Source organism: Neobacillus niacini, from assembly GCF_019749295.1.
Lineage (GTDB): Bacteria > Bacillota > Bacilli > Bacillales > Cytobacillaceae > Neobacillus > Neobacillus niacini_D.
Genome location: NZ_JACWFG010000011.1, coordinates 368508 through 393878, shown reverse-complemented (window position 1 = coordinate 393878; position 25371 = coordinate 368508). Strand labels below are relative to the sequence as shown.

Sequence of the window (25371 nt, the reverse complement as noted above, 5' to 3'; positions counted from 1 at the left end):
TCCGGCTACTTGTTGTCTTACCCTAATTATAATTCAGCAATAACAAATATACGGGAAAAATATTGGCAATATTTCTACAATTCAATCCCTATAACCCCCCCCCTTTATGTCCACACATTTCCCAAGAAAATGAATATAATGTTGGAACAAAAAATGATCATGAGGTGATAAAGTGGATTCCTTAACCTTACCAATGATCTTGTCAGGACCTATCGTTCGCAGAGCAGAACCAACACAAATTACGCTATGGATTGCGACCAGTAAATGGTATGAAATTCATGCTGATTTATTTCGTATCACTTCCAATAAGGATACCTCATTATATGATTACACCCTGCTTCAGACAAATAGTGAAACCAATACGATACGTATGGGTAAGCAGTTGTTTGTCCATTTAATTAAACTCACTCCTATCCAAGGTACCTTCCCTTTGGATACCTTACTTGGATACAATACCCACTTCAAACGTGGCACGGAAATGCAAGATTTAAAATCCCTGGGGTTACTGTCCAAAGACAACTATGATTCTATCGTATACGGCAACCTTGAATATCCCTCTATATATCTCAATAGCTCACCCCAACACTGTAATGTCCTTTATGGTTCTTGTCGAAAACCCCATGGAGATGATGACGATACACTCATCACAGGAGACCTGTTACTAGAAAAAGAATTTCATAATTTAAAAATACGCCCAACCACTCTGTTTCTTATGGGAGACCAGATTTACGCAGATGATGTAGCAGATCCCTTGTTTCCGATCATCACTACATTGGAAAAGGAATTAATAGGGGCAGGTGAAAAGTTGGAATTAATCGATGAAAGGCTTACGACTTACCCCTTTCAAACTGCATTGAACCAAGTCAATGGCAGGCAATATATTATGGAGAACTTTTGCCATTTCACTTCTTCACATTCCAATAACCACTTGATGAAATTCGGGGAATACGCAGCGATGTATTTACTCTCGTGGAGCCCTCAACTCTGGGAACTCGCACAGGAAAATAACCTATTTGAATCCTTCGATGAATTATGTAGTAAAAATCAGGTATATTTTGTTTTCTCTGACGATGAAAGGTATCCAAAAGATAATAAACTAGAACAATTACACATGAAAAATCGTTATACAGAGCAGCAAGAAGCGATGATATCATTTCAACAATCTCTTTATCGGATTAGACGCCTTCTAGCAAACATTCCAACTTATATGATGTTTGATGACCATGATATTACCGATGATTGGAATATATCTTATAAATGGAAGGAAAATGTTCGTAACTCTCCTTTAGGAAGTCATGTGATTGCGAATGGACTAGCTGCAAATTGGGCCTTTCAAGGATGGGGTAATGCACCTGAATCCTTCAATGACGGTTTTCTCTGGATGATGAAATCCTATTTTAAAATGCTATCGATTGGAAAAATGGAGGCATATCAGCAAGAATGGAAAAAGACGTTATGGAGCTTTGATTCTTGGCATTTTGTTGCTCCAACAAACCCAATGGCTGTATTCCTAGATACACGTACTCAAAGGGAATATGATTCTGAACCTAGGCCGGAAAAATTCGGACACCTTATTGAAGAGACACAATGGGCACCACAACTCCTCAGTATAAAAGGGTGGGAGAATGTTACCAGCAGTCTCTTTAACAGCGGGTGGAAAAGCGGCACTCCATTGATTATGGTTTCACCCACACCTCTTTATGGATTAGGATTAATTGAAACCTTCCTCCATGATTTTGTTTATCCTTTAAGAGTGTTGGGAGTAAATGTTCATACTAGGTTTGATTTTGAAGCATGGAAGTATAACGGGAAAGGATTTACTGAATTCCTCCATCAGGCTGCAGCATGGAAACCCAGCAGGTGCATCATTTTATCAGGGGATGTTCATTATGCTTCTGCTGTAAAAGCTGCTATTTCATTTAAAGACGGGCGGAAACTGACCATTAATCAATTTACCAGTTCTCCAATGAAAAATATGAGCTTTGGCGGTATTTGGGGTATGGTGATGAAACAAATAATGGCACTGAACGCTTTGAAAAGAAAAAATAACAATATATATCGGATTTGTACTCCTTCTTATTACATTAAAGAAGTTGATAAAGAGAATCCATCAAACTCCTATTTGTGGAAGGACGAAGTAAGCTACCAGTTTTTAGAAAATAATTCTATCATAGAAACAAACAATAACCTCGGGTTTCTCATGATACGACGTCGCAGATTAAAAAACATCCTGCTTAAATCTGATCACAAATTATTACAATAAAACAATAATAATAGTGCTCTTTCCTATTGGGAGCACTATTTTTCAATGATATCTCCTTCTTCCTTGATAAAAAAGACCTTAGCCTGTTCATTCAGTTCATTTTCATAATATCTTATCTCCATTAATACAGGGAAATGTGCCTCTTGTAATAATTGACTAAGTTTCTTCATTTTCTTTAATTCTATTCTATGGTTCATTTGGGACCAATTGGTTTTAATATCTATAGGAATAGAAGTAGAGAGGATTGATACGTTTAATTTTTCATACGCAGGGATATTCCGCCCAAAAATTTCTCCTTTGTCCTTGATCTGCAGTGCTTTAAACATTCCCTCATCTAAATTTGGAAAAAGCCCTTTAATTTGTGCTTTAATTTCCTTTGCTAACTCACTATCCCACATAACTTTCGGATAATTATCTGAGTAGCCGCTCGGAGCATCCACGTCTTGCTCAATAATAAATAAAAGGTCTGGGTGATCCTTTGGATAGGCATATCCTTGGTAGGTTTCGCTCAAAAAATTGTAACTCATTTTAGATAGAACAAATTCACTTTGATATTTTTCACTGATATAGTTTTGCATATTTTTTTCATGCTTTTGTTTTCCCCATGGAGTCCCATAAAACACGGTATATGCATAAAAACTAAAAGTTAGAATGAGTCCTGCAAAAATGATTAGTATGATTTTAGTTGCCTTTATATCCCTCACCTCCCTATAGTTATCAGAATATTATAATTATAATATTCTTCACCAGATTTCCTTATTCCTTCTAGCCAAAAACAATAATAGGAATAAAAAAAGCCGTACAAAAGTACGACCTAAGGATTAACTATTTTTTCATTAATTTGTGAATGGTAACTAGGACTTCATCTAAAACTTCCTCGTCCCCATCTTGAATTCTTTCAAGGACACATGTTTTTAAATGTCCTTCTAATAAGATTTTTGCAACGCTATTAAGTGCAGACTGAGTTGCTGATATTTGTGTAATAACATCATCACAATAGGTATCCTTTTCGATTAAGCCTTTTATTCCACGAATTTGCCCTTCAATTCGATTAAGCCTCGTAACTAGATTACTCTTTACCTTATCAGAATGATGGCTTTTTCGGTGGCTTCCTTCAGTTTTGCAGCATGTTTCATCATTTATTTCTTCTTCATTAACATGATTAAAAGACATTCCATCACCTCATTTTCTGTTATTATAACATACCCCCGTACCGTAATGCGATAGGATACTTTTTAACCTTAAAAAAGAAAAACTGACAAGTTTCCTTGTCAGCCAGTTCCTCATAAAGCATCATCCCGTTTTTTCTACTGTTTCTTTTTCTGGATATTGATATTCATTTTCCCAGAAATCTGCATCCTTTATGCCTAATTTTACTGGATCAAAAACAGGATCTTTCCCATCTTTTAACTGAGCTTCATAATCTCTAAGAACTTTTAATGCTGGTTTGGTTAATAGGAGGATCGCAATTAGGTTTAACCATGCCATTGCACCAACCCCCACATCTCCTAGGGCCCAAGCAAGTCCAGCTTCTTTAACGCATCCGTAATAAACCATTCCCAGGATAACAAACTTAAGTACATATTCCGTCCACTGGTTCGTATTTTTTCTAATATAAGCAAGATTTGTTTCTGCCATATAATAATAAGCCATTATGGTTGTAAATGCGAAGAACAATAGTGCAATCGCTACAAACGGTGCACCAAATCCTGGTAAGACGGATTCAACTGCCGCTTGTGTATAGCCAGGACCGGCTTCCACTTCGGTAAGGTTTGTAACAATTGGTTCCTTCCCTTCAGGAGTAACATTATACATTCCCGTCATAAGAATCATAAAGGCTGTTGCTGTACAAACAAACCACGTATCAATATAAACGGAGAATGCTTGCACAATTCCTTGTTTAGCTGGATGTGATACTTCCGCAGCTGCTGCAGCATGCGGGCCAGTACCCTGACCAGCTTCATTGGAATAAATACCACGTTTTACTCCCCAAGATATAGCAGCACCTAAAATGCCCCCATATGCCGCGTTACCGCCAAATGCACTTGAAAAAATTAAAGAAAGCACTTCCGGTATTTGTGAGAAATTTGCAAAAGTAATGATAAAAGAAACGAGAATATAACCAACAGCCATAAATGGTACAACAAATTCAGCTGTTCGTGCAATACGTTTTACTCCACCAAAAATAATAACTGCTAAAACTAAAATTAAGACGATGCCTGTAATACTTGTATTGATTCCGAAAGCATTATCAATACTGACAGCAATACTATTTGCCTGCACCCCTGGTAAAAGAGCTCCAGTAGCAATAACTGTTACAATCGCAAATAATATGGCATACCATTTCAGCTTCAGTCCTTTTTCTATGTAGTAAGCTGGTCCACCACGGAATTGACCACCTTGTTTGGACTTATATACTTGACCGAGAGTGGATTCGATGAAGGCTGATCCTGCTCCTAAGAAGGCAATTAACCACATCCAGAAAACAGCACCTGGGCCCCCAAAAGCAATTGCAGTCGCAACACCAGCGATGTTACCTGTTCCAACCCTTCCGGACAAGGCAAGGCTTAATGCCTGAAAGGATGATATTCCGGCTTCTGATTTTTCACCTTTAAACGTCAGCCTAAAAATATCCTTCATATGCCTGAGCTGAAGGAACCGAGTTGACAACGTATAAAACAAACCTACCCCTAAACATAAATAAATAAGTGCCTGACTCCAAATGATACCATTCAGCCAATTTACAACTTGTTCCAAGTAAATCCCCCTTTTCACCTTGATGATTTCTATTATATAACAGCTTATCTATAAAATAAAAGAAAATTTTGTTTTTTAAAAATATTTAGATTATATGTTTTATAAACAAACAAAAAGCCTATTACAGATAAATTGTAATAGGCTTACTCTTATTTGATCCCGAGTTTATCTTCCATAAATGTCTCTAATAATTTAAATTTATTATTCCCGCTTCCAAAAGGCAAAAGCATCTCTTTTGCCTCATCATCTCGTTTCATCTTCTCCATTTCTTTATGGAGGTTTTCCATCTTTTGATCCAAAAGTGCTGCCATCGCAGCAGTCTCTTTTAACTCATCCAGCATTTTTTGTGGAGTAGCTTTGTTGTACTTATAATAGATTTTATGTTCTAAGCTTGCCCAAAAATCCATGGCAATTGTACGGATTTGAATCTCAACACATGTTAATTCTTCACGATCGGACATGAAAATCGGAATTTCCACAATCATATGCAAGCTTTGATAACCATTAGGTTTTGGATTTTTTATATAATCCTTATATTCTAAAATTCGAATGTCTTTTTGATTGGCAATCATGCTGCTTATTTCATAAATATCTGAAATAAACGAACAGGTTATTCTGATGCCGGCAATATCTTTTATTTTCTCCTTAATACTGTCTAAATTAAAGTTCACGCCTTTCCGCTGAACTTTTTTAAATATACTCTCAGGAGATTTCAATCGTGTTTTTATGTGTTCTATCGGGTTATAGTCATGAATATAATTAAATTCATCTTTAAGTATATTAATTTTTGTCGTCATTTCATCTAAGGCAAATTTATAGGCCATCATAAAACGAGTAAGCTCAATTTTAATTGCCTTTAAATCCTTCATATCAAGTGTCTTTTCCATTCTTAGCGATTACATCCTCTCAGATATCATTCTCTTCTTCATCTGCAGTTCCACATGTACGTAATTTAATAATCACTTCTGGCGGGAAAATTAATCGGCAAATCACCTTCGCGACTTCATGGTAATCTGTTTGGATTCCACATTGTTTCATCTTCTCAGGTGTATGTTCTGCCAAAGTCATCAACGACCATGTCACGGTATTTAAATCTAAATCAGTCCAGGTAAGACCTTTATCATTGGCCAATTTTATCCCTGAAAGAATTCTAGTAAATATCTTGCGTTTTCCAGAGGCTAAAACTTGCGCAAACTCTGCATCTTTAGCCACTAATTCGGGAAGCAAACGCTGCAGTCCCATCTCCTTTAGACGCTTATCGTGTGATTCTAATAGGCCAGCTAATGTGGTTTCTGGGTCTGAAACACCCCATTTTGGTTCAGGAGGCATAAACATCTCAATCCGATCCTCCAACAGAGACATTAATAGCTGTCGTTTATCCGAAAAGTACCGATAAAAAGTCCCGGTTGCTACCCCTGCATGAGCAGCGATTTCCTTTGCAGTTGTATGCTCATATCCCTTCAAGATAAATAATTCATGACCACTTTTAAGTAACAAATCTCTTTTTAGTTGTGCACGTTCCTGCTTTGGTATTAATGGAAACTCGCCAACCAGCTGGTCTTCTCGGTCTGACATTATTCTCACCTCACCACTATTATATCACAAAAACAAATAATTGAACCCTAGTTCATGTTTTTATTGACAGACCCATTTTTATCTGTAATACTTGAACTATAGTTCATGTTATTTCAATCTATGTTCACACCCCTTGGCATACGTTGTAAATAACATGAACAAATTATTTATTTTTAGTTTTTTTGAGACTTTTTACTCGCTTTTTTTGGTTTTATTCATATATAATATTTTATAATTAACTTTGGAAGGTGTTGATTAATATGGCAAACCAATCAGATAAAAAAGATATTTCAATCAACTCAAGTGTATCACTAAAGGGAATTGTAAAAGCCATTTTCAACGATACCGTACACGTACAAATTGGCGGTAAAATTATTACTCTGCCAAAAGCTGATTTCATTTTAGATAAATCTATGAATTAATAAGATTTATATTCGTATCCATAACAATAAAGCCCATTTCGCATGATAGCGATGGGCTTTATTTTGTTTGCTTATGTTGAGATAAATACGTTACAAGCTCTTATTGGAAGGATATGGCTTCAATTTTAAGAATGTAAGAGTTATATCACTGAGTACCCATGTCAGCAAAGCTGACAGCCAGATTTGCCGTTTTTTCGACTTTGTATGGAAATATTTGCGGTGCTATCATTAGTACTGTAGTAACCATTAAGCCGTTACGTTAAAGCGGTAAAAACCGGAGGGGTACATTATCCATTATTTGAAACTGAAATACACAAATGAAATGGAAAAGGCCATGTTGAGTGCACACGGAGTATGTTATGAGGATTACAAACGAAAGCTAAATGTGAGAATGGAAGTTGAAAAACGACGCGAGCAGGATTACTTGATTAGCAAACGGCTGTGCGCTGATTTTGACGGTAGATTACACTGTTGATATATAAATAGAGATAAAAAGGAGCATTCATTTTTGGATGCTCCTCTTTCATTAACGCAGTAAAAATATTGTATTGTAATTGGGTCTTGTTATCATCCGCATAAGGTAGGCAGATTCATCAGCATTCTCCGCTCTCTTTCCATTTAAAAAATCAATAATGGTTTTAGAATCCCTTATTCCAATTCCGTGACCATAGAATTGATCATCGCCAAAGAAGACCGCATTTTCAGCTCTCCACCACGGCTGTTTTGGGTCAAAATCTGGATTTTTGAAATGTAAAACATCACCAATGATGAAGTCCTCCCCATCTTTTTGATAAACAGGCAGATCTTCATCAAATTGCCAATCCATTAAATAAAGGCGTCGAAAGTAGGTATTAAATGCTCTTGGACCAATGGTATACAGGGTAGCAATGTATAAGACGATTGCAATCGCAGTCGCGCATTCAAAAGCATATAAAGAACCGTTTTTCACTATATCTTCAATTCCTTGTGAAGGATTGATTCCCTCTCGTAAGAGAAATCCTCCGTTAGCCAGCCGGTACCAATACTTTCTGTTCGGAAAGGAATAGGCAAAAGTAGTAAACTTCGCACCGCTTTTATCTAAATCAGTTGCTGCTTTTATGGTATTTACACGGAATAATAATTCAAATTTTAATTGTTGCAGGGACGGGTAATAATAGATCACTGGGTAACCCGCCATTTGATTCAGAATCTTCCTTTGCTCACTATTTGTAATTTCTTTATGGAGATCCTCAGGCTTAACAATCACACCATTTAAACTAATCATTTGATTCCTCCTTTCTACACCATATGACCCTCTCCTTAGTTACATGCACCGTGAATAAGAAAAGAGCCTTATATCCAATGTAAAAGGATCTGGCTCCCAAAGGTTGGTTATTTATTTCTTAAAAAGTGGATAATGACACTCCCCAAAATGCTGCCGATGGCTGCCATTCCAACTATCATGAAATAGAGTCTTTCCCCCAATTCTGCCATTCCTTCACCAGGAAAGAACTCAGCTTTTCCGTAGATAAGTATGGCGGCTAAAAGCAGTATGATTGAAGGAATCCAACTACCCCATCTAGATTTGACCTTTATGAATAACAATGGGATGACCAACCCAATTAGAAATAAAACGAAGAAAAACATGGCTTCAACCCCTCCTAATATCTTTATTAAATAGACGAATAAGAATCAGACAGCGTTTCGGTTTAATTTATTCTAAGGCAGCCCTTTTTCTATATTATTCAGTACAAGGACCAAAAACCCTCTTGCAAAATGCAAGAGGGTTAGTTTTAAGCTATAGATTCATGTTTCATTAATTTCACAATTTCTAGTAATTTAATATGATATCCATCAATTTCAAGTACCTTGAATTCATAGTCACCATATTTAATTTTGTCACCTTCGACTACATCCATTTTCTCAGATAAGATCCATCCGCCAATCGTATCCATTTCTTCCTCCTGGATGTCTAAACCGAATAAATCATTTACTTCATCAATTAACACTTTTCCGTCTACCACAGTTTTATGTTCACTGATTTTGTTGATTTCTGGTACTTCGTCTTCGTCAAATTCATCACGAATTTCCCCAACAATTTCTTCCAGAATATCTTCAACCGTCACTAACCCTGCCGTACCGCCATATTCATCCATTAAAATAGCCATATGAACACGTTCTTTTTGCATTTTAACTAATAAATCATGGATGGCTATGGATTCAATGACCTGGATTACAGGACGTGTATATTCATCAATTGGAGTATCAAGGTTTTTACCGCTAATATAATCCGTCAATACTTCCTTCATGTTCAACATACCAACAATGTTATCTTTTTCACCATCAATGACTGGATATCTCGTATAGTTTTCTACTTTAACGATTTCCAAACATTCTTCTAATGTTTGTGATTTGTCAAAAGCAACGATTTCGGTACGAGGGACCATGATTTCTTTTGCAATCCGATCGTCAAATTCAAAAATATTATTCACATATTTATATTCTGACTGATTGATTTCACCGCTTTTATAGCTTTCAGAGATAATAATTTGAAGTTCTTCCTCTGAGTGTGCTTCTTCATGCTCAGAAGCAGGCTTTAAGCCAAAGATCCCAACGATTACCCGTGCTGATCCATTTAAAACTTTAATAAATGGATACATAATCTTATAGAAAAGAATCATTGGTTTTGCAAAAACTAACGTTACAGCCTCCGCTTTATGAATGGCAATTGTTTTTGGAGCAAGCTCTCCGACCACGACGTGGATAAAGGTTACGGAAGCAAATGCAATGACAAAGGACAATATGCCTGATGCGGATTCAGCTATATTTAATTTCGTAAACAATGGGTGAAGCATGTGTTCAACGGTTGGTTCACCTAACCAACCTAATCCTAATGCCGTAACTGTGATACCTAATTGACATGCTGATAAATATTCATCTAAATTTGAAACAATTTTCTTAGCTGCAATTGCTCTTTTATTACCTTCTGCTACAAGCTGATCAATTCGTGTACTGCGGATTTTTACAATGGCAAATTCGAAAGACACGAAGAATGCCGTAAAAGCAATTAAGATTGCAATTACAATCAAGTTAATAATGGTCAATGGTCTCCTTACTCAAAAGTTTGTGAGTAAGGAATACACCTCCTGGTTTTTGTAAATGTAGTTAACTTAGTAATAATAATAGTGTTTGGGCTAATGGAACACCTTGCGAAGAAAGTTTATTCACAACTATTTCTTTTTGATTACTGTTTAGCTTTTCAAGAATAGGTTCAATTGCTTCAATTTCTTCTTTAAGATGACGCATTAAGATACCTATTTGTTCAAAGTGCTTTTCTACCTTTTGTTTGTCGACACAGTTTTCAGTCTTAATTAACTCAATCGAAGACTTTATCTCTTCAAGTGGCATATTAAGGTTTTTATAGTGTTCTATTAAATGCATAATTTTAATGCAGTCTTCTCCGTACAATCGATAATTTGAATCTGTCCGTATAGGGTTTAGTAAGCCTATTTGGGTGTAATAATCGATTGTTCTTTTGGAGATATTCATTAGCTTGGCGATTTCGCCGATACGATACAACTTCCCAACTTACTCACCCCTTTCTATAATATTATTAATATATCATGCTGAAAGTGTACAGTCAACGTAATAGTTTACATAAAAAACAAACCGTTCCTATAATAAGAACGGTTTGTTTTTTTAAATACCTTGATTAAATATATCAGTCAGAACTGGGACGATTTGTTTTTTGCGGGATACGACGCCTTTTAGGACTGCTGTGTTATTTTCTAGTGTAACGTTGTATGCTTTTTCAACTGCATTGGTTTTGCTTCCTAATGCTAAACCAACTGAATCATTTGTTAAGATATCTGTTACCACGAATAAGAATAAATCTAAGTTCTTTTCTTCAATATTTTTTGAAATGGCCGCTTCTAATTCTTCTTGGCGAGCTAGTACTTCAGCAGTATCAACAGCATTGACCTGAGCAATTTCTACCTTGCTAGATCCCATATCGAATTCTTTTGCGTCAAGTGAAATCAATTCTTCAATGGTTTTGTCACTTAAGTCTGCTCCTGCTTTAAGCATTTCTAGACCATATTCTTGCGCATCAACACCAGCAATCTCAGCTAATTCTTTTGCAGCTGCTACGTCCTCTGCTGTGCAAGTTGGTGATTTAAATAACAATGAATCGGAAATAATTGCAGAAAGCATAAGTCCGGCAATTTCCTTTTTGATTTCCTTGCCATTTTCTTTGTACATTTTGTTTAAGATGGTAGCTGTGCAGCCCACTGGCTCACAACGATAGTACAAAGGATCACTTGTTTCGAAGTTAGCAATACGGTGGTGATCGATTACTTCTAGAACACGAACGTCTGCGATATCATTGGCACTTTGCTGGCGCTCATTGTGGTCGACTAAAATAACTGAATTCACTTCAGAAGCTACGTTTTGAACTAAGCGGGGTACCTCTGCTTTAAAAGTGTCCAGTGCATATTGTGTTTCACCATTCACACTTCCCAGGCGGACAGGTTCTACATCCATCCCAAGCTGCTTTTTCAAATCTGCATAGGCAATTGCCGAACAAATCGTATCTGTGTCAGGGTTTTTATGACCGAAAATAAGTACTTTTTCCATTGTTTTGACTCCTAATCGTATTAAAATATGTAGACAAGCTCCATTACTGAGTTTGACCCTAACGAAAATTATATATGATTCTTTACTAGGATTCAAAAAAAAAGTTGGTACTAGCCCATAATTGCAAATAAAAAGAAGAAACAGGGCACCATATCCATTATGGTACCCTGTTCCCGACTAATCCTATCTATTTATTTTACCCCAATAGGAACTACTCTCTGCCCAATGGCTGCAATCAACTCTTTTGGCATTGGGAAGCTTAATGCCGCTGGATCTTTCATCACCGCTGGAATGGTCTGTGCTAAATTTTCTTCAGTGATATTATACTGTTTGAAATCTGCCGGCAGTCCGACCTTATGCTGGAGCAGACGAATTTTTTCTACAACCTTCGTTAAGGCAGCTTCAGCGCTATCACCCTTCACCTCAACATCTAAGGCTGCAGCAAGCTCATTCACCTTCGGCAGGTATAATGCAGGAACCATTTCCATGACCACTGGCAGGAAAACGGCATTTGCCAAACCATGTGGAATCCGGAATAATGCTCCATAAGCGTGTGCTAGATTGTGTACCGGTATCGCATTCAAGGCAAAGCTAAATGCTGTAATACCCATTAAACTTGCTTGCAGTAAATCCATCCGGGCAGCCAAATTCGAACCATCCGCCACGGCTGCTGGCAGATTCCTTTCAATTAACCGAATCGCATGCAGCGCATGAGCGTCTGTCAACGCTGTTGCCGTAGGAGAAGCAAGTGCTTCAATTGCATGTGTTAAGGCGTCAAAACCGGTAAAGGCAGTAATGAATGGCGGCAGTCCAACGGTTAAATCTGGATCAAGAATTGCCATATCCGCATTAATAAACGGATTAATAATATTTGTCTTCATTTGAATATCTTCATTAAAAATAACCGCAATCGGAGAAACTTCAGATCCTGTTCCTGCTGTAGTCGGGATTGCGATATGTGGAATCGGGATAAAGTTTGCCTTTGGAAACTGTTCATATAAAAGGCCGCCAGGAATTGCTTCTTTAATATCCGATAATCCTTTATGAAGGGCATATTTTACCCCTTTTACAGTATCAAGAACGCTGCCGCCTCCAACAGCCAATAAGGCATCTCCTCCTACTTCTTTTACATAACGAACAGCTTCATTTATACAGCGGCTTTCGGCATCCTGCGAGATATCAAGATATTGACCGACCAGCTGTGGTCCGCTGCCATGACCTGTTAAATTAAATATTTCTGCTACCTTCTGAACAACACCGGCTTTTTCTAAACCTCTGTCACTCAAGAGAACAACTCTTTTTGCTCCAAGGCCGGCAAAAAGGCTGGGTACCATTGCCCGAGAATTCGAACCACTGTAAATTCCAGTGCGAAGCATAAACTGTGATAAGGAAGTTTTCATTATCTTCTTCACCTCTTCATTAGTTTTGGCCAAACAGTATTCCATACCAGTTGCGTCTCTCAAGCTCTGGAGACATGGATGTATGAACATGCTTTGTTTGTGTATAGGCATCTAGTGATTGCTGACCCATTTCTCTGCCAATGCCGCTTTGCTTATAACCGCCAAATGGCGCATCGCTTCTAAGCATATGCCAGTCATTGATCCAGACAACTCCAGCCTGTAATTTTCTTGCAACGTCATATGCTTTATTGACATCACGCGTCCAAACACCTGCTGCCAAACCATAAATCGTGTCATTTGCCATCTTAATTGCTTCATCTAACTCAGAATAGCGGATCACACATAACACAGGCCCAAAAATTTCCTCCTGCGCAATTTTCATATCGTTTGTCACATTGGTGAAGATAGTAGGTTCAACAAAATATCCATCCTCACAGCCAGCGACCTTAACTTCTTTTCCACCGCAAAGGAGGGTGGCTCCCTCTTGCTTTCCTGCTTCAATATAAGAAAGAACAGTTTCTTTTTGCTTCTTAGAAATGACAGGACCTACATCTGTCATTGGATTGAGCGGATTACCGAGCTTCAGCTTGCTTGTCAGCGCGGCCAAACCTGCAACAACTTGATTATATAAGGAATCTGGAACAAATAAACGAGTTCCACTCTCACAAAGTTGACCAGAATGTAAGAACACGCCAAACAGACTGCCAGGTAGTGCAATGCTGAGGTCAGCGTCCTCTAAAAGAATGTTTGGTGACTTACCGCCAAGCTCTAAAGTGGTATTCTTTATCGTTTCTGAAGCCAAACTCATGATTCTTCTGCCTACTTCGGTGGATCCAGTAAAGGCAACCTTGTCTACCTTAGGATGGAGAACCAGCGCTTCTCCAATTTCAGCTCCAGGACCTGTTACCACGTTAATGACTCCAGGTGGAACTACTTTTGAAATCAATTCTGCGAGCTTTAAGGTTGATAACGGCGTATAGCTTGCAGGTTTGATGACCACAGTATTGCCCATTGCTAATGCCGGCGCAATTTTCCATGTTGCAATCACCATTGGTAAATTCCAAGGCGTTATCGCTGCACAGACTCCAATTGGCTCACGCCAGACAAAATTATGTGCTGGTCCTGGAAATGGCGGTACTGGCAAGGTTTCTGAGAATGGATATTCTAAGGTAAAGTTTGCCAGCGTTTGAAATAAATCAACCATTTGCAAAATATCACTATTGCCAATTCGGCGGAGTGTTCCACCTGAGCTAATCGACTCTAAATAGGCTAATTCCTCCGCATGCTCAGCAATTTGATAAGAAATCGCATAAAGCACCTTTGCGCGGTCTTTTGGATTCATATTTTTCCATTCGGTGTTATCAAACGCCTCTCTTGCAGCATTTACCGCGCGATCAACATCGGCTGCAGTCCCTTTTGCAACTTTCGCAACAAGCTCACCAGTAGCCGGATTAAAGACATCAAAGGTTTCTTGATTACTAGCAGGCTCCCACTTTCCATTAATAAACAGCGGGAAACTTTGTACTTCGACTTTTACTGTCATTTTCGTTCCTCCTTTTTAGTAAGGCCATTATAAAACGCCTAATTCAGTTTCTGAGAATCTATAAATCTCTTCGATTTTTTTGCCTTTTGCTCGTGCTAGAATTTCCATCCGGACTGAAAGCTGTTTAAGGGTGAAATCCATGACCAATGCCGGATCCCCGCCGAAGGCACTTACCTCCCTTCCTGCTATTCCTTCCTCATTTAATCTAAGTGATAAAGGAGTAAGTTCAGTCATTTTCGCCGCAACAAAATCAAAGAGATGAGGGTGTTCACAAATTAATCGTTGTAGCAGGAAGGTGCCGTAGCCAATATGCCGGGATTCATCTTTTTTCAAATTCCCAATACCCTCTAAGAGACCAGGCATGATATTTGCCGTTTCTAGTGCTTGGTAAAAAGAATAATAACCTGTTTCTGCTAATACACCTTCAACAAACATGTTATACACAACGGAGGCTTCTGCAATTGCTTCTGGAGACTGGTCTGTCACAAGACGTTCCATCGCAGTTGGGAGGATTTCATAGAAGATCTTTTTATATGTCTCTGTATGGAAATGGGATAAGTCCCCTCTTTCGCCGATAGCATTCAAGACAAGACGGAAAAACTCTGTATGCTTTGCTTCTTCATAGAGGAAAGTTGTTAAGAACATCTCTTCTTCAAGTCGCCCTTCTTTTGCAATCGCCATGATCAGCGGAAGCAAATCCAGCGTTACTGCTTCTTCCCCAGCCTGAAACTGTGAAATCAAGCGAAGAATATCTTCCTTTTGTTCATAATTGAGTTTTTTCCAATCGCTGGCATCCTGACTAAAATCGATATCCGCGGGATTCCAAGTTCCTAATCTTTTTGCCTTTTGATATAGTCGGAACGGGAATGAATCCTCCAATAAGCCTCTTTTACTTGTCGTTAACATTTTTCTCTCTGTCATGTTAAACCTCCTATTTAGTTTATCTTTATATCAACAACACACTTTCTCAAATGAGTTTTTAAAATCTTTCCAACGCCGTTTCGCGGCAGACTCTCAAGAAAGACGACTCTCCTTGGTGTTTTGTTTTTCGCTAAATGCTCCTGACTATATCGAATCAATTCCTCCTCATTTACAACTGCCCCAGGTTTTAAAACGACACAGGCAACCATTTCTTCTCCCATCTTTTCGTCTGGAATGCCTACCACCGCGACTTCTGAAACTGTTTCATGAGCATTAAGAATCTCTTCAACGTCCCGGGGATAGACATTAAATCCACCACGAATAATTAAGTCCTTTTTACGGTCAACTATATAGACATACCCCTCATCATCCATTCGTGCCATATCACCTGTATGTAACCAGGAATCGATTAGGACCTTCCTTGATTCTTCACTATTTTGATAATAGCCTGGTGTAACATTTTCGCCGCGGACACAAAGCTCACCAACCTCACCATTTACCACCTCGACTCCATTGTCATCTACAATTTTCACCTCCACTCCCGGAATCGGAATCCCTACTGAGCCAGGTTTAATTTTAATACCATCTTTATGAGCCGTTACAATCGGTGCAGCTTCCGATAAACCGTAGCCTTCATATACCTTGGCACCAAACTTTTTTTCAAAAGCATGCAGTAAGGCAACTGGAAGCGGCGCAGATCCTGAACTTACGGATTCAAGGCTGGAGGTGTCATATTGATTTGCATGAGGATACGAGACTAATGCATGAATCATCGCAGGCACAGCTGAAAATGTCTTCACCTTATACTTATCTATTGCTTTAAATACCTCTGCTGTATCAAAATTAGAAAAAACAACAATTGAGCTGCCCAATAATAAGCAAATATTTGAAATGGTCAGCCCGTAAACGTGAGCAAGTGGAAGGACTCCAATCGTTGTCCCCCGCTCCAGCTCATTATGTTTGGCTGAATTCTCAGCATTACTTGTTAAGTTCTTATGAGTTAAAAGAACACCTTTCGGATTACCAGTGGTTCCAGAGGTGTAAAGAATGACGGCTATATCATCCTCCTTTCTATCAATTGCAGGTCCTTGCTTACTTTCCTTAGGCTGTAAATCATAAAAGTTTACATAATGTCCATTTGAAGGCTTGTCAACTACAATGACTAATGGTTTTTCTATTAAGCTATTAAGTGCTTCTTCTACCTTTTCTAAAACTAGTGACGATGTAATCACTGCTTTCGCACCGGAATTCATTGCGATGTAATGCAGTTCTTTCGGATGGAGTGTGAACATAACTGGTACGATAATTCCCCCTGCTCGGGTTATACCTTGATAGGCAAAAATAACTTCTGGACAGTTTGGCATACAAACAATAACTTTGTCTTCCTCTGAGATACCGTATTCGCGAAGCCCGCCAGCAAATCTGTCCGCGATTACCTTACTTTGAATGTTTGTATATGTCTTTTCTTTAAAATATATAAAAGGAAACTCCCCAAACTGATTGATGTTTGTTTCTAGCAAATCACTAAGCCTCACAACATCCCCTCCTTTAAAGCAATCTTTTTAAATGGAAGAATAGCTTCACAAGAATCCCCCCTTGTGTAATAAAAACAACAAGAGGGTCCCTTGTATAGATATAGCTAGGTCTAACAAACTATTCCTATTAATCTACTTTTATTGGAACAATTTTTCCTTCTTCAACAGCAGCAACTGACAGATCAAATTCAAATCCGCCATCCTCACCAATTTTATTCACGATATAAATCTTTTTATCGTCAGGCAAATTATCCAGGCCTGCTTGCATATTCGCACGGATTTTTTCAACATCATCAACTGAACCAGCTGCTTTCATGGCTTCAACAAACACATGCATGCCAATATAGTTAAGTCCAGCTTCAGATCCAGGATTTTCACCATACTTCTCGTTATAGCGTTTTACAAAGTCCGGTATCGCTGCTTCTTGAGAATCAACGAGCGGCATCACTCCAATCGAGCCATTTAATAAGTCATAAGATCCTGTTACTGCCTTCATTTCATCAAATTTTGCCTGGTCCATTACGATGAACCCGCCCTTGAAGCCAAGTTCACGAGCTTGTTTTGCTACCTTCGCTGTAGGCTCAGAGGCTCCACCGATAAACAATACATCTGGCTTCTCTTTTAGTGCATTCGTTAAAATCGTGAAGAAATCTGTTTCCTTTGTAAAATCAATCGCAGAGTTGTAAACCACTTTACCGCCTTCTTTTTCCCAGTAAGCTTTTAAATTTTCTGCCCAGTCCTTACCATACTGTGACGCGGTTGGCAGGAACGCAATATTCTTACCAAAGTTCTTCATTGAGTATTCCGTAAATGGCTTTAAATATCCGTCATATCGAGGTGGAATTCGAACCGTTAATTTATTTCCAACCTCCGTAATTTGTGGTTCACTGGAATAAGCACCAATAATAAATTTATCCAGCTGATTGAATACCTGTAACGCGAAAATCCCACCGCTATGCGGCGTAAAAATGATTGGCGGTTTGTTTTCTTGAACCAATCTCTTTGCATTAGCACCAGCTTCGTTTGGCAGGTATTTATCGTCCAAGGATACAACATTTAATTTGTATTTCTTGCCGTTTACTTCAAAACCTCCAGCCGCATTAACTTCGTCAGCTGCCATCTTAACACCATTTAAGGTCCGTTCTCCATAAAAGGCAGCTGGTCCACTTAATGGCCCGGTATATCCGATGTTAACGGTTCCTGATTCTTCACTCTTATTATCATCTTCTTTTTCATCGTTTTCTCCTGATGTATTGGATGTACTATTGCAGGCTGCTAAGCTGAAAATTAATACGAAAATCATACTGAACATAAAAAGCCACTTCATTTTTTTCATGGTTTTCCCCCTCGTATTTTTATACAATTTTCAGTTGCAAAACTGGTGAATGTGAACCATCACCCCCTTAGAAGGTCAACACTATCAAGCTCCTATGTATGCCTTCCTTACCTCATCATTTGCAAATAGCTCCGCGGAAGAACCTTGAAGAACAATCGAACCATTCTCAAACACATAGCCTTTATCAGCTATTTTTAATGCCGCATTTGCATTCTGTTCGGCTAACAATATCGTCGTACCCTCCCGATTTATTTGCTGAATGACCTCAAACATTTGCTCAACAATTAATGGAGCAAGTCCTACTGAAGGTTCATCTAAGAGCATAAGCTTTGGCTTCGACATTAATGCCCTGCCGATGGCTAACATTTGCTGTTGTCCCCCGCTTAAAGAGCCTGCAGCATCGTCCTTTTTATCACGGAGAATAGGAAATAGATTATATACATGCTCCAACGATTTCTTAATCTCGTCTTTCTTCCGTCTATGGACATATGCCCCCATTCTCAGGTTTTCCTGAACAGACATAGCCGGGAAAAGTTTTCGACCCTCAGGACATTGTCCAATCCCCAATTGAACAATTTTGTCGGCAGATACCCTATTTAAGGATTTACCTTCAAAAAGAATTTCACCGACCGAAGGCTTACTTAAGCCGCTGATGGTTCTAAAAGTGGTGCTTTTGCCCGCACCATTTGAGCCTAAAAGGACGACTATTTCTCCTTCTTTCACTTCGATATTTATGTCATGAATAGCGGCAAAGCTGCCGTATTTGACAGAGATATTTTTCAAACTAAGCAATGGCACTCCCTCCCAAATAAGCCTTAATTACCGCTTCATTATTCTGGATTTCTTCTGGTTTCCCCTCGGCAATCTTTTCCCCATAATTCAACACCATAATCTTGTCAGCCAGCTTCATGATCATTTGCATTTTGTGTTCAATCAAACAGACCGTGACTCCTTTATCTGCCATCTTTCGCATTAACGCTGCCAAGCCTTCTGTTTCATCAGGGTTGACTCCGGCCGCTGGTTCATCTAGAAAAACAATTTCAGGATTTGTCGCCAATGCCAGTGCAAAGGCTGTTCTTTTTTTCTCCTCCTGTGTTAACCCTGCAACTGGTCTATGCGCAACCTTTTGCAAATCAACAAATTCAATTACCTCCATCGCTTTTTCTCGGCAAAGTGCTTCTTCTGACCTAAGGCGCTTTGTCCGAAAGATTGCATCAAACAAATTAGACTTTGTCCTTAGCCGGTGGCCGACAATGATATTATCTATAACTGTGGATTGCTCAAATAGATTTGTAGTCTGGAAGGTTCGAGCTACCCCCAGCTGGGCAATTTTATTTGCAGGCAGTTTTGTTACATCCTGTCCTTTAAAAATCACCTGTCCTGAGCTTGGAGGATGAAATCCGCTGATCAAGTTAAAAAACGTTGATTTCCCGGCACCATTTGGTCCAATTATGGCATTGATTTTTCCTTGTTCAATTGCGAAATCTACATTGTTTACTGCCACTAAACCACCGAAATTTTTGGTTAACTTCCTTGTTTCTAAAAAAATCATGTTTACCCCTCCTTTACTTGCTCTTCTGGCAGGTTGTTTAGTCTAGTTTTATGGACCGAAGACCTGCGCTTCTGACCCCAGGCCGCTGCTGTTCCCACAATTCCACGAGGATAGAATATAATCAACAGAGTTAAAACCGGTCCGAAAACAAGCATCCGGTAGTCCTGTAGAAACTGAAGACGCTGGGATAGAACGACGATCAGCAGCGTACCCACAATAGGTCCGCTTAGAGTACCAAGCCCGCCGACAAGTAGATAGGTAAGAAAATCAAACACAATCGCTATCGAGCCGATATCCGGCCCAATAAAACGAACAAAGGAGGCATAAAGTGCTCCTGATAATCCAGCAATAACCGTTGAAATAACAAAGACCGTTAATTTATTTTTCATGGTTGAAATACCGATTGTCTGGGCTAGGTCTTCACTATTACGGATGGCAATATATGTTCTTCCTGATAGGGAGTGAACAATACGATACATGATTAGAACAACGAGAAGAAGGAAGAACAAAACTAAGTAGTAATGGGATTGCAGTGTTTCAAAAGAGAGTGGTCCAATATTGGCCGGTGCTGGAATCCCGATTAAACCACGTACACCTTCTGTTAGGCTGTCCCATTTATCTATGACGAGATAAATAATATAGCCGACACACAGTGTATAAATCGCAAAGAAATGTTCCTTTGTCCGGAGCGAGATAAGTCCGGCAAAAAATCCGAGTACACCTGTTATGATCAGTGATAAAAGAAGTGCCGGCCAGAAATTCATTTCGGCTTTAACGGTTAATAAACCAAGAGAATAGGCACCGATTGCAAAGAAGCCTGCATGTGCTAACGAAAGATAGCCGGTATACCCAGCAAGCAAGTTTAGTCCGTAAACACCAATCATCCAAATAAAGGAAAGGGTCATGACGTGAATGAAATAATCATTATTACTAATTAGTGGAAAGACAATGGCAAATAAAATGAGACCGAGAATCACAATTCTTTGAATCTTTGACATTAGTGCCCCCCCTTTGAAAAAAGACCGGTAGGCTTAACAGATAGAATGATAACGAGGAGTACAAAGGCGATAATGTCCTTGTAGTCATTGGAGATATACGTCGCACCTAGGCTCTCACTAAAACCTAAAATATACCCGCCTAAGATTGCTCCCGGAACACTTCCCATTCCACCAAGAATAATGATGACAAAAGCTTTTAAGATGACAAGGTGACCCATTCCGGGGAATACCAGATTAATAGGTGCACTCAAAGAGGCAGCGATTGCAGCTAAGCCTCCGGAAATCATGAAGGTGAGCATGGCAACTTTTTTTGTATTTATTCCGACTAGGTTTGCTCCTTCACGATTTTGCGACATTGCAATAATGGTTGAACCAGTAAAGGTTTTCTTCAAAAATAATGTTAAGAGAATCATAACAACGATTGCAGCAATGACAATTAGCAAGCGCTGCATCGTAAAGGTTAATCCAAAGATTTCAACAACCTGTCCATATGGAGTTGGCATACTTTGGTATTCTGCTCCCCAGACAAATTGAGCGAATGCTTCTAAGAATAAGAGAATACCAATGGCTGCAATTTTATCATGGATGGGCGGCGCATCTCTAAGTGGATGGAAAACAAACCTTTCCATTAGAACGCCTAGTAGTCCCACTACTAAAATAGATACAATAATAGCAATCCAATAGTGGAATCCATATTTCGTCATCATGGTCAACGTTATATACCCACCCATCATATAGAGGGCACCATGTGCAAAGTTCGGAATATGAAGGATTCCATATACAAGTGTTAATCCTAAAGCTACAAGGCTGTAAACGCTTCCAATTGTTAACCCGTTAAATAATTGCTGAATCAATATTTCCATATTTCCCCTCCCTGAACCTTCACACTTTTGATACCATTGGAGCAAACTCGCTCCAATGGTGCCTATTTAATTCACCTTATTTTCTACTTTCGCCTGTTCTTCTTCTTGAAGTTTCCGCCAGAGAATTTTTCCGCTAGAGGTCATTGGAAATTGCTTTCGGAACTCTATTTGACGTGGGTACTTATACGCGGCCATATGTTGTTTTGACCATTCGATAATTTCGTCCTCACTAACTTTTCCTTCAAAACCATCGTTTAATATCACAAACGCTTTAACGCTTTCGCCTCTTCTCTCATCAGGGATCCCGACAACACATGCCTGTTGAATCGCTGGATGTTTATAGAGGTAGGACTCTATTTCAGTAGGCCATACCTTGTATCCTGAAGCATTAATCATTCTTTTTACACGGTCTACGATAAAGAAATAACCCTCATCGTCATAACGGCCAATGTCACCGGTACGGAAAAACCTTTTCCCAGCGATTTCAATAAATGATTGCCGGTTCTCGTCATCACGATTATAATATCCAACCATGATTTGGGGACCATTGACGATGATTTCACCAATCTCCCCTGCACCTAGTTCTCGTCCAGTTGCTGGTTCAATGATGCGTGCGTCAACATCAAAGGATGGAATTCCTAAACACTGCATTTTTGGCCTGTCTGCAGGATTGAAATGGGTTTGAGCAATCGTTTCAGATAAACCGTATCCCTCAACAAAACGCAGCCCGCAAAGGTTAAATAATTTTTCACCAACAGCCTCAGGAAGAGCAGCACCGCCGCCTGAGATTGAGGTTAACGTTGAAATATCCCCTGCCTTTAAGGCTGGATTTGCTAAGAAATCAATAATCATGGTTGCTATGGTCACCCAATGAGTGCAGCCAAGTTTTTTTATCAATTGAACAGCAATCTCACGATTCCATCGTGTGGTGATGACCATTGTACTTCCGCTATAGATTGGCATATGCATACTGTGCACCATCCCAGTTACATGGAACAATGGAAGAGCCATTAAATGAACTGAATTTGGTGTAGTCCGTGACCAATAATAGGCGCCGACTGTGTTTGCTTGTACTGTGCGGTTAGTATGCATACAGCCTTTTGGAAGACCGGTTGTCCCGGAGGTATATGGCAGGACGGCAAGATTATCTCCCTTGGCTGTGTGTTCACCCGGAGTAAGGTTTGCCTGAATTGCGTCCTTCCAGGCTGTATGATTCGACTCTGTAAAAAGTATTCTTTCCATCTCAACTTCCGGAGGAAGCTTACCGTCAAAATCATTTCCCTTATATTCTGAATATGCAGCGATTATTAAGTTTTTCAAAGTGGTAGTTCCTATAAGCGGCTGAACCCGTTCAAATAATTCCTGACCTATCAACGCCGTTTTAATCTCGCAATCTCGAACGTAAAATTCCAATTCATCTGCCACTAACATGGGATTAATAGGTACTACGACGGCATTAGCTCGTAAAATAGCATAATACCCAATCACAAATTGTGGAGAGTTTTGCATAAACAGAAGGACTTTCTGCCCTTCCTTTACCCCTAATTTATGCTGCAGATAGCCAGCTAAGGTATTTACCTCTCTGTCTAATTGTGCATATGAAAGATTGTTTCCATAATAATAGATTGCATTTTGATCCGGATAGCGGCTGGCACTAACCTTCAAATTGTCATATAACGAGGTGGAAGGAACTTTTAAGGATTTTGATATATTTGGCCAGTGTTTATAATGAAGAGTAAGCAATCTTCACCACTCCTTTAGTAAAACTATGGTCTTTGTAAACGCTGTCATTATTCGGGAGATTTAGCGGGTTTCCTTGTCGGAACTTTACTCTTATTGATCCCATTTAATATCAAATCCACATAAATCTCAGCAAGTTTTTTTGCTGAAACTTCTCCATTTGGATTAAACCAGTAATAACTCCAGTTCGTCATCCCTAGGATTCCCAAAGTTAAAATATCAGCTCGGCACCCCTTTTTCATTTCACCATTTGTTATACCATCCTCTAGGAGTTGTTGGATATTATCGCGGAATGTGTTTCGTTTAACACGAATGATTTCATGATTTGTTTGGGATAAATGTCTGATTTCCCGTATAAAGATTCGAGCACTTCTTTTATTTACCTTTATATTTTTTAAAAGCATATAAACGATTTCATATAATTTCTTCGTACAGTTTATTTTCGAGTTAATAAGAATCTTTTCCTGTTTGGTTATTAAATCGTCAATATACTGTATATGAATATCCCTTAACAGTTCTTCCTTACTGGGGAAGTAATAGTAAAAGGTTCCCTTCGTCACACCAATATAATCAACAATATCTTTAATAGAGGTGGATTTAAAACCATTCTCATCAAATAGATGGATACTAGCTTCCATTATTTTCTGCTTCATTGTACTTTACTCTTTTTCTATGATGGCTGCGATTCCTTGACCGCCCCCAATACAAGCCGTAATAAGCGCATATCTTCCATTCGATCGTTTTAGTTCATAAACTGCTTTCGTCGCCAAAATAGCACCTGTAGCTCCAAGCGGATGTCCGTGGGCAATGGCACCGCCATTTACATTTACCTTCTCTAAATCCATGTTAAGTTCACGATTACAGGCAAGAACCTGTGCGGCAAAAGCTTCATTGATTTCAATAATATCCATCTCTTCTACTGTTAACCCAGACTTCTCCATTACCTTCTTCACGGCTGGAACTGGCCCAATTCCCATAATATTTGGATCGACTCCTGCAACTGAATAGGCCCGAATCACTGCTAATGGGGTCAGATTTAATTCTTCCGCTTTTTCTCTCGACATAATTACTAAAGCAGCCGCTGCATCATTTAATCCAGAGCTATTTCCAGCTGTCACAGTTCCATCTTTTAAAAAGGCTGGCGCAAGCTTCGATAACGCCTCATTCGTTGTTTGCGGCCGTGGATGTTCATCAGTCTTAAATACGAAGGGTTCGCTCTTTTTTACTGGAATGGAGATAGAAACTATTTGCTCATCAAAACGGCCCTCTTCCATAGCAATTTTCATTCGCTGCTGACTCATACAGGCAAATTCGTCTTGTTCTTCTCTCGTAATCTGATATTTTTCAACGAGATTTTCAGCTGTTATCCCCATTGGCGGATCTCCAATTTCCTTCGGTGAGAGCTGTGATTTTCTAAAGCTGGGGGGTGAAGCGCTATATGGCTTTTCAGGACGATCCATCAAATACGGTGCACGGCTCATACTCTCCGTACCACCTGCAATATAAATATCTCCATCGCCTGCCCGAATCGCTTGAGCTGCTAGAGTAATCGCGTTAATACCCGACCCGCATTGACGGTCGACCGTTATACCTGGCAGATTCATTGATAATCCTGTCTGCAAAGCTGTTAATCTAGCAATATTACCTCCACCTGATAAAACATTCCCCATTAGGACATCATCGATCATTTCTGGGTCAATATTTGCCCGCTTTACGGCTTCTTTTATCACTTCTGCTCCAAGAACATGGGCTGGAATTGCCGAAAGGGCACCACCCTGCCTGCCAATGGCTGTTCTAACCGCTGAAACGATAACTGCATCTCTTTTCATCAACCTTCACCCCTTGGTATAAA

General features: G+C 39.2%; 24 protein-coding genes. 2 read left to right on the top strand and 22 right to left on the bottom strand.

Annotated elements, in window-relative coordinates:
- The first annotated feature begins 172 nt into the window (after positions 1-172).
- Entirely contained in the window at positions 173-2263 is a 2091-nt protein-coding gene (locus tag H0184_RS15690; RefSeq protein ID WP_313771773.1) for a metallophosphoesterase family protein, read from the top strand.
- Between the two features lie 35 nt (positions 2264-2298).
- Here H0184_RS15690 and H0184_RS15685 read toward each other — a convergent pair whose 3' ends face one another.
- The 5 genes from H0184_RS15685 to H0184_RS15665 all read right to left on the bottom strand — a co-directional run bounded on the left by H0184_RS15685 (position 2299) and on the right by H0184_RS15665 (position 6595).
- The gene (locus H0184_RS15685; RefSeq protein ID WP_463674760.1) at positions 2299-2967 is read right to left on the bottom strand and encodes a YfjL-like protein; all 669 of its coding nucleotides are present in this window, start codon (positions 2965-2967) and stop codon (positions 2299-2301) included.
- A 121-nt stretch (positions 2968-3088) separates the two neighbouring features.
- Positions 3089-3436 (bottom strand): metal-sensitive transcriptional regulator, encoded by a 348-nt coding sequence (locus H0184_RS15680; RefSeq protein WP_260631596.1) that lies wholly within the window; start codon positions 3434-3436, stop codon positions 3089-3091.
- A 120-nt stretch (positions 3437-3556) separates the two neighbouring features.
- Positions 3557-5020: an alanine/glycine:cation symporter family protein gene (locus tag H0184_RS15675; protein ID WP_221826941.1), complete on the bottom strand. Its 1464-nt coding sequence runs from the start codon at positions 5018-5020 to the stop codon at positions 3557-3559.
- Positions 5021-5169: 149 nt separating this feature from the next.
- The gene (locus H0184_RS15670) at positions 5170-5907 is read right to left on the bottom strand and encodes a GTP pyrophosphokinase (RefSeq protein ID WP_221826940.1); all 738 of its coding nucleotides are present in this window, start codon (positions 5905-5907) and stop codon (positions 5170-5172) included.
- Positions 5908-5926: 19 nt separating this feature from the next.
- Positions 5927-6595, bottom strand: coding sequence for a TetR/AcrR family transcriptional regulator (locus tag H0184_RS15665; RefSeq protein WP_221826939.1), 669 nt, complete (start codon positions 6593-6595; stop codon positions 5927-5929).
- Positions 6596-6855: 260 nt separating this feature from the next.
- On the opposite strand from H0184_RS15665, the gene H0184_RS15660 reads away from it, so the two are divergent.
- Complete coding sequence (locus H0184_RS15660; RefSeq protein ID WP_221826938.1) at positions 6856-7017, top strand: hypothetical protein; 162 nt, start codon at positions 6856-6858, stop codon at positions 7015-7017.
- A gap of 526 nt (positions 7018-7543) precedes the next feature.
- Here the strand turns inward: H0184_RS15660 and H0184_RS15655 are convergent.
- The 17 genes from H0184_RS15655 to H0184_RS15575 all read right to left on the bottom strand — a co-directional run bounded on the left by H0184_RS15655 (position 7544) and on the right by H0184_RS15575 (position 25348).
- Positions 7544-8281: a protein-glutamine gamma-glutamyltransferase gene (locus H0184_RS15655; RefSeq protein WP_221826937.1), complete on the bottom strand. Its 738-nt coding sequence runs from the start codon at positions 8279-8281 to the stop codon at positions 7544-7546.
- A gap of 107 nt (positions 8282-8388) precedes the next feature.
- Positions 8389-8643 carry a hypothetical protein gene (locus tag H0184_RS15650; RefSeq protein WP_221826936.1) on the bottom strand — a complete coding sequence of 85 codons (255 nt, stop codon included), beginning with the start codon at positions 8641-8643 and terminating at the stop codon, positions 8389-8391.
- A 146-nt stretch (positions 8644-8789) separates the two neighbouring features.
- Complete coding sequence (locus tag H0184_RS15645; RefSeq protein WP_221826935.1) at positions 8790-10100, bottom strand: hemolysin family protein; 1311 nt, start codon at positions 10098-10100, stop codon at positions 8790-8792.
- Positions 10101-10161: 61 nt separating this feature from the next.
- A complete protein-coding gene (locus H0184_RS15640; RefSeq protein WP_221826934.1) occupies positions 10162-10575 on the bottom strand; it encodes a MerR family transcriptional regulator in 414 nt (137 codons plus the stop codon).
- Positions 10576-10695: 120 nt separating this feature from the next.
- A complete protein-coding gene (locus H0184_RS15635; RefSeq protein ID WP_221826933.1) occupies positions 10696-11631 on the bottom strand; it encodes a manganese-dependent inorganic pyrophosphatase in 936 nt (311 codons plus the stop codon).
- Between the two features lie 191 nt (positions 11632-11822).
- Complete coding sequence (locus tag H0184_RS15630) at positions 11823-13031, bottom strand: iron-containing alcohol dehydrogenase (protein ID WP_221826932.1); 1209 nt, start codon at positions 13029-13031, stop codon at positions 11823-11825.
- A gap of 19 nt (positions 13032-13050) precedes the next feature.
- Positions 13051-14574 (bottom strand): aldehyde dehydrogenase family protein, encoded by a 1524-nt coding sequence (locus H0184_RS15625; protein ID WP_221826931.1) that lies wholly within the window; start codon positions 14572-14574, stop codon positions 13051-13053.
- 27 nt (positions 14575-14601) lie between these two features.
- A complete protein-coding gene (locus H0184_RS15620) occupies positions 14602-15495 on the bottom strand; it encodes a R2-like ligand-binding oxidase (RefSeq protein ID WP_221826930.1) in 894 nt (297 codons plus the stop codon).
- Positions 15496-15509: 14 nt separating this feature from the next.
- Entirely contained in the window at positions 15510-17030 is a 1521-nt protein-coding gene (locus H0184_RS15615; protein ID WP_221826929.1) for a long-chain-fatty-acid--CoA ligase, read from the bottom strand.
- A gap of 127 nt (positions 17031-17157) precedes the next feature.
- Complete coding sequence (locus tag H0184_RS15610; protein WP_221826928.1) at positions 17158-18366, bottom strand: ABC transporter substrate-binding protein; 1209 nt, start codon at positions 18364-18366, stop codon at positions 17158-17160.
- Between the two features lie 84 nt (positions 18367-18450).
- Positions 18451-19158 carry an ABC transporter ATP-binding protein gene (locus H0184_RS15605; protein WP_221826927.1) on the bottom strand — a complete coding sequence of 236 codons (708 nt, stop codon included), beginning with the start codon at positions 19156-19158 and terminating at the stop codon, positions 18451-18453.
- Entirely contained in the window at positions 19151-19918 is a 768-nt protein-coding gene (locus tag H0184_RS15600; protein ID WP_221826926.1) for an ABC transporter ATP-binding protein, read from the bottom strand. Before H0184_RS15600 ends, H0184_RS15605 begins: the two co-directional genes overlap by 8 nt.
- 2 nt (positions 19919-19920) lie before the next feature.
- Complete coding sequence (locus H0184_RS15595; RefSeq protein ID WP_221826925.1) at positions 19921-20916, bottom strand: branched-chain amino acid ABC transporter permease; 996 nt, start codon at positions 20914-20916, stop codon at positions 19921-19923.
- Complete coding sequence (locus H0184_RS15590) at positions 20916-21779, bottom strand: branched-chain amino acid ABC transporter permease (RefSeq protein ID WP_221826924.1); 864 nt, start codon at positions 21777-21779, stop codon at positions 20916-20918. Before H0184_RS15590 ends, H0184_RS15595 begins: the two co-directional genes overlap by 1 nt.
- Before the next feature lie 66 nt (positions 21780-21845).
- Complete coding sequence (locus H0184_RS15585) at positions 21846-23522, bottom strand: long-chain fatty acid--CoA ligase (protein WP_221826923.1); 1677 nt, start codon at positions 23520-23522, stop codon at positions 21846-21848.
- A 47-nt stretch (positions 23523-23569) separates the two neighbouring features.
- Positions 23570-24172: a TetR/AcrR family transcriptional regulator gene (locus H0184_RS15580; protein ID WP_221826922.1), complete on the bottom strand. Its 603-nt coding sequence runs from the start codon at positions 24170-24172 to the stop codon at positions 23570-23572.
- Between the two features lie 6 nt (positions 24173-24178).
- Positions 24179-25348 carry a thiolase family protein gene (locus tag H0184_RS15575; protein ID WP_221826921.1) on the bottom strand — a complete coding sequence of 390 codons (1170 nt, stop codon included), beginning with the start codon at positions 25346-25348 and terminating at the stop codon, positions 24179-24181.
- Between the last annotated feature and the right edge of the window lie 23 nt (positions 25349-25371).